This is a genomic window from Leucobacter sp. UCMA 4100, from assembly GCF_027853335.1.
Lineage (GTDB): Bacteria > Actinomycetota > Actinomycetes > Actinomycetales > Microbacteriaceae > Leucobacter_A.
Genome location: NZ_JAFEUS010000002.1, coordinates 393,640 through 406,330, shown reverse-complemented (window position 1 = coordinate 406,330; position 12,691 = coordinate 393,640). Strand labels below are relative to the sequence as shown.

The following is a 12,691-nucleotide window of genomic DNA, read 5'->3' as shown; positions in this document are numbered from 1 at the left end:
GATATCTCGATATCGAGATTTATTGCACAACCGACGACACCAATGTTGATCAGCTAAGGAAGTCACGTGGATCTTTACGAGTACCAGGCGCGAGATCTCTTTGAACAGTACGGTGTACCGGTTCTTGCCGGTGCGATTGCCGATACGCCCGAAGAGGCAAAAGCTGCGGCCGAGAAGATGGGCGGCGTTGTCGTCGTCAAGGCGCAGGTTAAGACCGGAGGCCGCGGCAAAGCCGGCGGTGTGAAGGTCGCAAAGAACCCCGAAGAGGCATACGAGGCGGCCAAGGCCATTCTCGGTCTCGACATCAAGGGACACGTTGTGAAGCGCGTCATGATTGCGCAGGGCGCGAACATCGACCAGGAGTTCTACTTCTCGGTCCTGCTCGACCGCGCAAACCGTTCACTCCTCTCGCTCTGCAGCGTTGAGGGTGGCATGGAAATCGAGCAGCTCGCGGTTGAGAAGCCCGAAGCGCTCGCACGCGTTGAGGTCAACGCACTCACCGGCATCGACGAGGCAAAGGCGCTCGAGATTGCCAAGGCAGCAAACTTCCCCGACGAGCTCGTTGCCAAGGTCGCTAACGTCTTCGTGAAGCTCTACGACGTGTACAAGGGCGAAGACGCCACCCTCGTCGAGGTCAACCCCCTCGTACTCACTGCTGAGGGCGACGTTGTAGCACTCGACGGCAAGGTCTCACTCGATGAGAACGCCGAGTTCCGTCAGCCAGCACACGCAGATCTCGCTGACGAGTCGGCCGAAGATCCGCTCGAGCTCAAGGCCAAGGCCCTCGACCTCAACTACGTCAAGCTTGACGGTGAAGTTGGCGTTATCGGTAACGGCGCTGGCCTCGTAATGTCGACCCTCGACGTCGTTGCTTACGCAGGCGAGAACCACGGCAACGTGAAGCCCGCGAACTTCCTCGACATCGGCGGCGGCGCATCAGCCGAGGTTATGGCTAACGGCCTCGACGTCATTCTCGGTGACGAGCAGGTCAAGAGCGTGTTCGTGAACGTGTTCGGCGGTATCACCGCGTGTGACGCGGTTGCAAACGGCATCGTTGGCGCGCTCAATAAGCTCGGTGAAGCGGCAAACAAGCCGCTCGTTGTGCGCCTCGACGGCAACAACGTTGAAGAGGGCCGCCGCATTCTCGAAGAGGCTGCGCACCCGCTCGTAACGCTCGCTGCAACCATGGACGAGGGTGCAGATAAAGCTGCCCAGCTCGCCAACGAGCGCTAGTCGCACCCGAACCAAGAATTGTAAGGAAACAACATGTCAATCTTCTTGACCAAGGATTCAAAGGTCATCGTTCAGGGCATCACCGGCGGCGAGGGTACGAAGCACACCGCGCGCATGCTCGCAGCAGGCACGAACATTGTCGGCGGCGTTAACGCACGCAAGGCTGGCACCACCGTCTCGCACACCGATGCTTCGGGCAACGCCGTTGAGCTTCCCGTGTTCGCAACGGTCGCTGAGGCAATGGAGGAGACCGGGGCTGACGTCTCGGTTGCTTTTGTGCCGCCGGCATTCACCAAAGACGCCGTTATCGAGGCGATCGACGCCGAGATCGGCCTGCTCGTGGTGATCACCGAGGGCGTGCCCGTGAAGGACACTGCCGAGTTCTGGGCATACGCTCAGCAGAAGGGCAACAAGACCCGCATGATCGGGCCAAACTGCCCAGGCATCATCACTCCTGATGAGGCGCTCGCTGGCATCACCCCGGCAACGATTACGGGTAAGGGCCCCATCGGCCTCGTCTCGAAGTCGGGCACCTTGACCTACCAGATGATGTACGAGCTGCGCGATCTCGGTTTCTCGACCGCGATCGGTATTGGCGGCGACCCCATCATCGGCACCACCCACATCGATGCGCTCGCTGCGTTTGAGGCTGACCCCGAGACGAAGGCGATCGTCATGATCGGCGAGATCGGTGGCGACGCTGAGGAGCGCGCGGCAGAGTTCATCAAGAGCAACGTGACGAAGCCCGTCGTGGGCTACGTTGCAGGCTTCACCGCACCCGAGGGCAAGACCATGGGCCACGCAGGCGCTATCGTCTCGGGCTCGGCAGGCACCGCTCAGGCGAAGAAGGAAGCTCTTGAGGCCGCTGGCGTCAAGGTAGGCAAGACCCCTTCAGAGACCGCGACGCTGCTGCGTGAGGTTTACGCAGCCCTGTAAGTCTTCATACGAGCAAGGACGCCGGCCTCCCGAGAACGGGGAGCCGGCGTTCTTGTTTCTCGGCGCCCTGTTCGGGCTACCGTTTGTGCGTCTTGGCACCGAGCGTCGCCGCGACGGCATCTTCGAGGTGCGGGTATCGAAACTCGTAGCCCGCCTCGAGCAGGGTCTCAGGCAGTACCCACCGGCTCTTGAGGGTGAGCTCGGTCTCGGTGCGAATGGCGATGGCGCCGATCTCCTGCATCCAACGCGGCATCGGGAAATGAACCTTGGCGCCCACGGCATCGCGAATGACTCGCATAAAGCTCCGATTATCGACGGGGTAGGGTGATGCCACGTTGATGGGGCCTGAGAGCTCTTCGTGGGTTTCAACGAAGTCGATCACGCGGGCGATCTCGTCGAGGTGCACCCAGCTAAAACGCTGCTTGCCTCCGCGAGCTCCTGGCCAGTGGGCTGTGCCAGCACGGCGTCGCGCGTACGTGACCGGCCAGCGCCCGTCGAGCTGGGTGCCGCCGAGACCTAGCCTCGCGAGACGGGTGAGTAGCGTGAGTACCGAACCTTCGCCGAGCACGATCGTGGCCCGGAGGGCGACCCTGCGGGTCTCGGGGAGCTCGTCAGCAAAGATTGCCCGCTCCCACGCTCGAACGACATCGACTGAGAAGCCGTTGCCAATATCGCCCGTGCTCTCGGTCATGGGTCGGTCTTCGGCGTGCCGGTAGATGGTTGCCGATGAGGCGTTGACCCAGAGGGGTGGCGGGTTCTCTGCATCGCGGATCGCCCGGCTGAGTGCCCCGGTGGTTTCTTCGCGGGAGCGAAAGATCTCGGCGCGGTTGGCTCTGGTGTACCGGCAGTTTACGCTCTTGCCCGAGAGACCAATCACGAGGGAAGCCCCGTCGACAGCGCGGGCGATCGCGGCTGGGTCGTCCCAGGAGACGTCGGCTCCGCTCCGACCAATCGTGACGACTTCGCGCCCCTGCTCACGGTAATGCTCGGTGAGCGCCTGCCCCATGAATCCTGAGGCGCCGCCGATGACGACCCGCCCGGTGCTGTCTGCCTGCATGACCTCACTGTACGTCATACTCGGCAACACTCGCTACGGCGTCGCGCGAGACGGGCCATACTGGCTGTGAAGCATTTCGCGAACGAAAGGACTCCGCACAATGAGCGCACCGCAGGGCGTACACCTGGTTGGATCAATCAATCTTGACACTGCCGATGAGACGATGCGCCTCGTGGCCGCAGAGCTCGGCGGGCATGTGAAGCGTATTCCTGACGGCGAGGTGGGGGAGCGTTTTCACTGGATCGCGTTTCAGGCGCAGCGGCTGGCCGCGACCGATGGTATTCATCACGTGGGCGATGAACCGCGCATCATACGCGGTGTCGACTTTCGTCCGGTCGCGCTCGACGAGGGGGTTCGTGCCGAGACGCTCGATCTGCAGCCGCTCGGCTATGCTGAGGCCGCGCTTGAGTCGTACGCCGTCTTTGAGGGGCTGCAGCGCGATGGCGTGATCGCGCCCGGCACTCGATTCCAGGTGTCGCTGCCGACCCCGCTCGGGGTTGTCGGAAGCTTTGTCGTGCAGCCGAACCGTGCCGAGTTTGAGCCGGTATACGAGGCCGCGCTCGCCCGTGAACTTGCGGCGATTCTCGACGCAATTCCTGCCGACCGCCTCGCGATTCAGTGGGACGCCGCGCTCGAGTTTGCGCATCTCGAGGGGGCTGGATACGGCGCCCCCTCTGAGACCTGGTATGACGAAGACGCTTGGCAGGCGACGACTAACCGCCTCGCGCGACAGATCAGCAGGGTTCCCGAGAACGTCGAGGTTGGCGTGCACCTGTGCTACGGCGACGTTGGCGAGAAACACTTTGTCGAGCCGAAAGATTCGGCGAACCTCGTACGCTTTGCCAATCTCGTCGCGGCGAAGGCAACGAGGCAGCTCAGCTGGGTGCACCTGCCGGTTCCGATCGATCGCGACGACGCGGCATATTTTGCCCCGCTCGCAGGGCTTGAGCTGCCGCACGAGACCGAACTGTACCTCGGCCTCGTGCACCGCGAAGACGGCGTCGATGGAGCAAAGCGTCGGGCCAAGGCCGCCGAGGCCGCGCTTGAGCGTCCCTGGGGCATTGCCACCGAGTGTGGCTTTGGCCGGGCTCCCGAGGGCACGACTGCCGAACTCTTTGCGACGCATCGCGACGTGGCGAGTTCCTGGTAAACATCGGGCTTTGGGTCGTTACACTTGAGTGAGCATGCGACACCTACTTACAGCCCTCGTTGCCGCCGTTGAGGCGGCGTTAATCGCGCTCGCCGGCATCGCGTTTATCGCGGTTCCGACGCTCCTTATCGGCGCGGTTACACTCTCGCTCGGCGTCGACCTGTCGACGCTCACCGAGACTATGGCGGGGGTGTGGATGCTGGGGCACGGTGGTGGCCTGAGTATCGCGGTGAGCGACGCGCAGGCGGTGAGCCTCGGCCTCGGGCCCAATCCGCTTACCTTCGACATCACGCTTGCGCCGCTGCTCATCGCCATCGTCACCGCGACGCTCGCGTGGCGCATGGGGTACCGCTTCTCGAACGATATGACGACTGGCGCGGCCGCAATTACGGGCGGATCGCTCGGCTTCATCGGTGCTTCAGTACTCATCGCGGTCATAGCTGGGAGCCTGCTCGCCGCACCGATCTGGGCAGCGACGGCGCTCGCTTCGCTCTGGTTCATTATTCCTGCGTGGGGCGGCTTCATGATGCACCACGGCGACGTGGTGAGCACCGCCTGGTTCAAGTTCAAGGTCGCGCTCGAGCAGGCAGGCGCGCCGAAGCTCGGGTGGGGAGCCGAACGTTACCTTGCCCGCACGCTTAAGCTCGTTGCGATGTTGCTCCTCGGGCTCACGGCGCTGGGCGCGATCGGCGTGACCTTTTCGCTGTTGCTCGGGTTCGTTGACATCATTTCGCTCACGCAATCGATGCACCTCGACTTCATTGGCAGCCTGACGTTCTTCTTGGGGCAGCTCGCGTTCCTGCCGACGGCCATGATCTGGGCCGTGTCTTGGTTCGCGGGTCCAGGCTTTGTCGTGGGTTCTGGCTCGAGCGTGACCCCGTACGAGACGTTGCTTGGGCCGCTGCCGAGTATCCCGCTGCTTGCCGCTATCCCCGACTCGTGGGGAAGCTGGGGCATGTTGGCGATGCTCTTTGTGGTGCTCGTGGGCGTTGTCATCGGTGCGCTCGCCGCGAAGCTGCCAGAGTTTCGGCGCCTGACGCCGCTGCGTCTCACCGTGATCGCTTCGGCCGCGGTCGTGGTGACGGGGCTTGTGCTCGCGCTCACGTTTGCCCTCTCAAGCGGATCGCTCGGCCCAGGCCGTCTCGAAGCCGTCGGCCCGCTCGTGTGGCCGGCCGCGTGCGCTGCCTCCATTGAGCTTGCGCTCGGTCTGCTCGCCGGGTTCATGCTGGTGCGTCGTGGGGGCGAGGGCTCCGACGAGACGCGAACCGCCGAGCCAGCGTATGTCGACCAGCATGAACTCGTCGAACTCGATGTCGACGCTGATCGCTATGTCACCCAGCCCGTGGCACGGGCGAGCTGGGACGACGAATCCCCAGGGCTCGCTGACGAGGGCCACCCCTTTGCGGGGGAGAGCGACGGCACACACGTCATTGACTTTGGTGAGCACGAGCGTGCAGACAGTGCGCTCGACGAAGAGCACGCTGACGACGAAGATCGCGATGACGATGTCGGCGAGACCGGTTGGAGCGAGACCGACGACGGTGTCGACCCCGATCAAGCAACCGCCCAGGTCTCACGCATCGCAGATCCCATTGCCGAAGAAACGGCTGAACCCTGGTACCGCAAGGCGGCGAAGCCGAGGCGGCAGCGAAAGCGACCGGTGTTTGATCCAGAAAAGCTCGAGGAAGAGTTTTCATGGGAGTCGAAGCCCGATGACGAGGGATCTTCGAACCGGGGCGAATGAGTGTAGAGTAGGTTCTGCAATCCACGGGAGTTCGTTCGCGACGAACTGAGACTGAGCACGCGTGCTCGTACCGTTCAACCTGATCTGGGTCATGCCAGCGGAGGAAGGAATCTATTGTGGTGTACTCACCAAACCCTCGCGTAACACGTCACGCACTCGTCATCTCGGGCCTCGCACTGACGGGGGCGCTGCTCGTCGGTTGCTCGCAGCCAGGGTCAGCCGGGGGTAACTCCGATGACGCTGGTGACGCCAGCGATACCGTGACGCTCATCGTTCACGACAGTTTCGTGCCAGAAGAGGACTTTGAGAAGGCAGCGAGCGAAGCGACGGGCTATGACGTCAAGGTCATCACCGCCGGCGACGGGGGCGAGCTCACGAACCAACTCGTGCTCACGAAGGGCGAGCCGCTCGCTGACGCGTTCTTTGGCGTCGACCACATCTTTGCCTCACGGCTCGTTGAACACGAGGTGACCGAGGCGTACCTGCCCGAGAACCTGCCCGAGCGTGCGAAACAGTACGCGGTGACCGACGAGGGTGCGCTCACCCCGATCGACGTCGCAGCCACCTGCATCAACGTTGATACCGTCTGGTTTGACGAGGCCGGTATGCAGGCTCCAGAAACATATGAAGACCTCGCGAAGCCCGAATACCGTGACCTCACGGTGCTGCTCGACCCCACGTCATCGTCGACCGGCGCCTCGTTCCTCATCGGTACGATCGCCCACTTCGGCGAGGAAGGCTACCTCGACTACTGGTCATCGCTCGTTGACAACGGCGCTCGTGTTGAACAGGGGTGGAACGATGCCTACTACACGCACTTCACCGGTGGTAACGCCGATGGAACCTACCCGATCGTGGTTTCGTACAGCTCATCACCCGGCTACACGCTGACCGAAGACGGCAAGGGATCAACGACGAGCGCACCGCTCGCGACCTGCTCGAGCCAGGTTGAGTACGCGGGCGTGCTCGCCGGCGCAAAGAACAGCGCGGGAGCTCAGGCCGTCATCGACTACCTGCTCTCGTCAGACTTCCAGAACACCATTGCCGAGACCATGTACGTGTACCCGATCGACGAGAGCGCGCATGTTCCTGAAGAGTGGCAGGAGTTTGCGCCGTTGCCAGAGGCGCCCAACGATCTCAGCGCAACGCAGATTGGCGAGGGGCGTGACGGCTGGCTGAAGGCGCTCAGCGAGACCATCGGTCTATGAGGCTTTGGCGGGGAGCGCTCGGGGTCGCCGCCGCGATTCCGCTCGCGTTTCTTGCCCTGTTCTTCCTGTGGCCGGTCGCTTCGCTCGTTGCGACCGGTCTCGGAGGGGGCATCGTGACCCCCGAGGGTGGCATCTTTAGCGTGCTCTCGAACCCGCGCACGGGGCGGGTGATCGGGCAGACCCTCGCCCAAGCGGGAGCGGGAACAGCGCTCTCGGTCGTGCTCGGCTTGCCGGCGGCCTTCGCGCTCTACCGCATTCGCTTTGTGGGCCAGACCGTTATTCGAGGCCTGCTGACCGTGCCCTTTGTCCTGCCGACCGTGGTCGTTGGCGTTGCTTTCCAGTCGCTTTTCGGGCCGGGCGGCATGCTTTTTGGCCTTGGGCTCGACCAGTCGTTCACCGCGATCGTGCTGGCGCTCGCCTTCTTTAATGTCACGCTCGTCGCCCGCATCGTTGGCGGCTTCTGGCAGTCGCTCGACGAACGGCCTGAGCAGGCCGCACGGATGCTCGGGGCCTCGCCGCTGCGAGCCTGGGCGAGCGTGACCCTGCCACGGCTGCTCCCCGCTATCGGGTCGGCCGCAGCGCTCGTCTTCCTCTTTTGCGCGACGGCGTTTGGCGTCGTACTCGTGCTCGGAGGCAAACAATTCTCGAACATTGAGACCGAGATCTACGGCCTTACGATGCAGTTTCTCGACCTGCAGGGCGCAGCGGTGCTCTCGCTCGTGCAGGCCGTGATCGTGATCATCACCCTCATGGTCTCGGCCCGGTTGCGCACGAGGTACTCGGCAGGTGAACGCCGCACCTCGGGAACCGCAAGGCTCGAGCGTGCAGGTCGTAAACACGCCGCTGTGCTCACCGTCTTCGCCGTCACGGTGCTCACGCTGCACGTGCTTCCGATCCTCTCGCTGGGGGTACGCTCGCTCAGACGCTCAGATGGATCACTGACGTTCGACCACTACCGATTTCTCGTCGATCCGCCAGAAGAATCGCCTCTTGCCACCACGGTATTTGAGGCGCTCTGGGTGTCGGTTCGGTTTGCGCTTCTCGCGGCGCTTCTCGCGATGGTCCTGGGCACGCTCATCGCGCTCGTGCTCTCGCGAAGGCCGCGCAGCACGCCTGCAAAGCGGGCTCAGGGCGCCTACGAAATGTTCGTCATGATGCCGCTCGGGGTATCGGCGGTGACGCTCGGCCTCGGGCTCTTGCTCACGATGCACAACCCCCTCGGCCTCGGCATTGACCTGCGGAGTAGCACCGCGCTCATCCCGGTCGCGCAAACGCTCGTCGCCCTGCCACTCGTCATTCGCACGATGCTTCCGGTGCTGCGTTCAGTGAGCCCCAGGCAGCTCGACGCGGCGACGCTGCTCGGGGCATCGCCCGCACGGGTGTTTCGCACGATCGAGCTGCCCGCGCTCAGCCGAGCCTTCGGGCTCTCAATCGGCTTTGCCTTTGCGACCTCGCTCGGTGAGTTTGGCGCGACTTCGTTTCTTGTGCGCAGCGGCTCAGAAACGCTTCCCGTGGTCATCTCGCAGCTTGTCTCGCACCAGGCAGCCTCGAGTTACGGCACAGGGCTCGCTGCGGCAATGGTGCTCGGCCTCGCGACGAGCGTCGTGATGCTCTTGGCCGAGGGTTGGCGTGTGACCGAACACGCGGGAGGATGGTAACGATGACAGCCAAAACCGGCCTCGAAGTGATGGGGGCAACCGTAACGTTTGACGCAGAAACGGTCGTGCGCGATCTGAGCCTCAGCCTTGCCGAGGGTGAGGTCGTGGCGATTCTCGGGCCATCGGGCTGCGGCAAGTCGACACTGCTGCGTGCGATCGCTGGGCTCGAGCCGCTCGCAGAGGGCACCGTGCTGTGGGGCGGCGAAGACCTCGCCAGAATCGCGCCGCACCGACGCGGCTTCGGGCTCATGTTTCAAGACGGCCAGCTCTTCTCGCACCTGAGCGTCGCCGAGAACGTCGCCTACGGGCTGCGGGTCAAGGGCATGGGGCGAGACGATCGTGCCGCGCGCGTTGCTGAGATGCTCGGCCTCGTGGGCCTTGCCGACGCCGCCGAGCGGCCTGTCACCGAGCTCTCCGGTGGGCAGCAGCAGCGCGTCGCGCTCGCGAGGTCGCTCGCGCCATCGCCCAAATTGCTCATGCTTGACGAACCCCTCTCGGCGCTCGACCGTGAACTGCGTGAGCAGCTTGCGGGCGATCTCGCCACGTTACTGAGGCAAACCCGCACCACGGCCATTCTCGTGACCCACGACGAGGCTGAAGCCACCCGCATCGCCGACCGGGTGTTGCGCATGGCCGGGGGAGAGCTGGTCGCGTGAACCCTCTACTGCACGCCGAACAGGCGTGGCAAACCCTTGGCAAGCCGCGCGCCGGAGTCGTCATCATCGACGGCCGATCGGGGTCGGGTAAGACCTCGCTCGCCGCGTCGCTCGCCCCGCTCATGGGGGCCGAGAGGCTGCACATGGACGACCTGTACGAGGGGTGGCAAGGCCTCCTCGCGGCTCCCGCAACGCTCGTGCGGGCGCTTGAGACGGGTCGTTACCGCCGGTACGACTGGCACCTCGGCGCCTTCGCTGAGACGCGAGAGCTCGATCGCGACGCTCCGCTCATTATTGAGGGGTGCGGATCGCTCACCCGTGAGACCCTCGACGCCGCAGCGGTGTTCGGCGGTCAGGTGTTGAGCATCTGGCTTGAATGCCCACTCGACGTGCGCAAAAGTCGAGCCATTGCCCGCGACGGCAACGCGTTCGAGCCGTACTGGGAAGACTGGGCCAGCCAGGAGGCGGAGCATATACGGCGGGAAACGCCAGAGCGTCTTGCCGGTCACCACTTTTCGACGGCGCACACGGCAGAGGTTGCCTCGTAAGACTGTGCGAAGCGGCAACTCCCGTGGCGTCGCATCGACTAGAATGGGGAGGTGCTTAAGATCGTGGTGCTCATCTCTGGCGGTGGATCGAACCTCAAGGCTCTGCTCGAAGCGGCCGATGCCGGTGGTGAACCCTTTGAGGTGGTCGCCGTGGGAGCCGATGGTGACGCGGCAGGACTCGCGCACGCGACGTCGCGCGGTATCGAAACCTTCGTGACGAGGCCCAAAGACTACGACGGCAGGCAGGCATGGGGCGAGGCTTTCCTTGCCGAGATTGAACGATTCTCACCCGACCTTGTGGTCAGTGCCGGCCTTATGCGCATTTTGCCAGAGGGGGTGGTCTCGGCGCTCAGCCCGAACCTCATCAATACCCACCCGGCGCTCCTTCCGCTCTACCCGGGCGCGCACGCCGTACGCGATGCGCTCGCCGCGGGGGCAACCGAGACCGGGGTGACCGTGCACGTGATCGACGCGGGTGTCGATACCGGGCCGGTCATCAACCAGCGGTCTGTTCAGGTGCTCCCGAACGAGACCGAAGATGAACTTCACGAACGAATCAAAGAGGTGGAGCGACCGCTCCTGCTGCAAACCGTTCGTGACATCGCAAGCGGCGCTGTGACGCTTGGCGAGTGAACGAGGAATGACCAACGCCTGAATGTGTGAGGAGAAACACCATGGCAGTTCAGAGTAAAGACGCGTCGCTCTACGAGCATCGCGACACCATTGCGGTGCGGCGCGCGCTCATCTCGGTGAGTGACAAGACCGGGCTCGAAGAGCTCGCTCGCGGGCTCGGTGAAGCCGGCGTCGAGATTGTTTCAACCGGATCGACCGCGCAGCTCATTCGCGATCTCGGCGTTGCCGTGACCGATGTCGCCGACGTGACCGGCTTTCAAGAGGCCCTCGACGGGCGTGTGAAGACGCTGCACCCCGCGGTGCACGCGGGTCTGCTCGCCGATCTTCGCCTCGCCGATCACCGCGAACAGCTCAAAGCGCTTGAGATTGAGCCTTTTGAACTCGTGATCGTGAACCTGTACCCCTTCGACGAGACGGTCGCCGCGGGCAAGCCTGCCGCCGACATCATCGAGAACGTCGATATCGGGGGCCCCGCGATGGTTCGCGCTACCGCGAAGAACCACGCGAACACCGCGATTGTCGTTTCTCCCTCTCGCTACCCGCAGGTGCTCGAAGCGGTCGCCGCTGGCGGCACTGACCTTGAGCTGCGCCGCTCACTGGCGACCGAGGCGTTTGTGCACACGGCGCAGTATGACGCATCGGTTGCAAACTGGTTCTTTGAGCAGGAGGAGCTCGGTTGGGCTCCCGCCGAGGCGAGCGAGGCTGCAGCCGACGAGGGCGACTCGATTGACGGCATTTTCGAAGACCCCGATGCTTTCGTGGGCTACGAGATCTTCGGGCTGCGTGACTCGGTGCTGCGCTACGGCGAGAACAGCCACCAGCGTGGCGCACTCTTCACTGAGACCGAGGGGTCGGGCATCGCCCAGGCAACCCAGTTGAGCGGCAAAGAGATGTCGTACAACAACTACGTTGATGCTGATGCTGCTCTGCGCGCGGCGTTCGACCATGAGCGCCCCGCCGTCGCGATTATTAAGCACGCGAACCCCTGCGGCGTTGCCGTCGCTCCTGAAGCGAGCACCTCGCCAATCGCCGATGCCCACCGACTCGCGCACGAGTGCGACCCGGTCTCGGCATTCGGTGGGGTCATCGCGGCGAACCGCGTCGTGACGAAAGACATGGCAGAGACCGTCTCGGCGATCTTCACCGAGGTCATCGTGGCCCCTGGCTTCGAGCCCGAGGCACTCGCGATCTTGCAGCAGAAGAAGAACCTGCGTTTGCTCGTGCTGCCAGAGAACTTCGCACAAAACCCCGTCGAGATTCGCCAGGTTTCTGGTGGCTTCTTGCTCCAAGAAGCAGACCGTCACTTCGCTCCCGCTGCCGAGTGGCAGCTCGCCGCGGGCGAACCGGCCGACCAGGCGACGCTTCTCGAGCTCGAGTTCGCATGGCGCGCTTCGCGTGCGGTGAAGTCAAACGGCATCATCCTCACGAAAGACGGCGCTTCGGTTGGCGTGGGCATGGGGCAGGTCAACCGCGTTGACTCGTGCCGCCTCGCGGTCGAGCGCGCTGGCGAGGAGCGCGCTCGTGGCGCGGTCGCCGCTTCTGATGCATTCTTCCCGTTCGCCGACGGGCTTCAGGTCCTGCTCGACGCCGGTGTTCGCGCGGTCGTGCAGCCAGGCGGTTCGGTGCGCGACGAAGAGGTCATCGCTGCTGCGAAGGAGGCGGGCGTGACCATGTACTTCACTGGTGAGCGCCACTTCTTCCACTAGGCAATTCACAAAGCGGCTGGCAACGCGAAAGCGCTGTTGCCAGCCGCTTTGTGCTGTCAGAGGGTGCCCGAATACTGAGCTTCGGCGAGGTGCACGGGTCATGTGAGCGTGTTTGCTTGCGCTTCTTGCGCCGGAGGTAGAAGATAGGAAACTGTGCGGGCT

At 63.8% G+C, this 12,691-nt stretch carries 11 protein-coding genes and 1 riboswitch; of the genes, 10 read left to right on the top strand and 1 reads right to left on the bottom strand.

Annotation, left to right across the window (positions count from 1 at the left end; genetic code table 11):
* Positions 1–66: 66 nt before the first annotated feature.
* Positions 67–1,233 (top strand): ADP-forming succinate--CoA ligase subunit beta, encoded by a 1,167-nt coding sequence (sucC, locus tag JSO19_RS02070; RefSeq protein ID WP_217131725.1) that lies wholly within the window; start codon positions 67–69, stop codon positions 1,231–1,233.
* A gap of 33 nt (positions 1,234–1,266) precedes the next feature.
* Positions 1,267–2,169, top strand: a complete 903-nt coding sequence (gene sucD, locus JSO19_RS02065) for a succinate--CoA ligase subunit alpha (RefSeq protein ID WP_270909459.1) — start codon at positions 1,267–1,269, stop codon at positions 2,167–2,169.
* A gap of 76 nt (positions 2,170–2,245) precedes the next feature.
* Here the strand turns inward: sucD and JSO19_RS02060 are convergent, their stop codons facing one another.
* Positions 2,246–3,226: an epimerase gene (locus tag JSO19_RS02060; protein WP_270909457.1), complete on the bottom strand. Its 981-nt coding sequence runs from the start codon at positions 3,224–3,226 to the stop codon at positions 2,246–2,248.
* Positions 3,227–3,326: 100 nt separating this feature from the next.
* Between JSO19_RS02060 and JSO19_RS02055 the strand changes: the two genes are divergently transcribed.
* From JSO19_RS02055 to purH, 8 genes are all read left to right on the top strand, one after another.
* Positions 3,327–4,376 (top strand): hypothetical protein, encoded by a 1,050-nt coding sequence (locus tag JSO19_RS02055; protein ID WP_270909455.1) that lies wholly within the window; start codon positions 3,327–3,329, stop codon positions 4,374–4,376.
* A 34-nt stretch (positions 4,377–4,410) separates the two neighbouring features.
* Positions 4,411–6,120: a cell division protein PerM gene (locus tag JSO19_RS02050; RefSeq protein ID WP_270909453.1), complete on the top strand. Its 1,710-nt coding sequence runs from the start codon at positions 4,411–4,413 to the stop codon at positions 6,118–6,120.
* A gap of 13 nt (positions 6,121–6,133) precedes the next feature.
* Positions 6,134–6,243: riboswitch (TPP riboswitch) on the top strand.
* Positions 6,237–7,328: a thiamine ABC transporter substrate-binding protein gene (locus tag JSO19_RS02045; protein ID WP_270909451.1), complete on the top strand. Its 1,092-nt coding sequence runs from the start codon at positions 6,237–6,239 to the stop codon at positions 7,326–7,328. Its footprint overlaps the riboswitch before it by 7 nt.
* Positions 7,325–8,986: an ABC transporter permease gene (locus JSO19_RS02040; RefSeq protein ID WP_270909449.1), complete on the top strand. Its 1,662-nt coding sequence runs from the start codon at positions 7,325–7,327 to the stop codon at positions 8,984–8,986. The genes JSO19_RS02045 and JSO19_RS02040 overlap by 4 nt, the downstream gene beginning before the upstream one ends.
* A gap of 2 nt (positions 8,987–8,988) precedes the next feature.
* The gene (locus JSO19_RS02035) at positions 8,989–9,642 is read left to right on the top strand and encodes an ABC transporter ATP-binding protein (RefSeq protein WP_270909448.1); all 654 of its coding nucleotides are present in this window, start codon (positions 8,989–8,991) and stop codon (positions 9,640–9,642) included.
* The gene (locus JSO19_RS02030) at positions 9,639–10,190 is read left to right on the top strand and encodes a hypothetical protein (protein ID WP_270909446.1); all 552 of its coding nucleotides are present in this window, start codon (positions 9,639–9,641) and stop codon (positions 10,188–10,190) included. Before JSO19_RS02035 ends, JSO19_RS02030 begins: the two co-directional genes overlap by 4 nt.
* 51 nt (positions 10,191–10,241) lie before the next feature.
* On the top strand, positions 10,242–10,823 hold the full coding sequence (gene purN / locus JSO19_RS02025) for a phosphoribosylglycinamide formyltransferase (RefSeq protein WP_270909444.1): 582 nt from the start codon (positions 10,242–10,244) through the stop codon (positions 10,821–10,823).
* A 41-nt stretch (positions 10,824–10,864) separates the two neighbouring features.
* Complete coding sequence (gene purH, locus JSO19_RS02020) at positions 10,865–12,529, top strand: bifunctional phosphoribosylaminoimidazolecarboxamide formyltransferase/IMP cyclohydrolase (RefSeq protein WP_270909442.1); 1,665 nt, start codon at positions 10,865–10,867, stop codon at positions 12,527–12,529.
* Positions 12,530–12,691 lie beyond the last annotated feature (162 nt).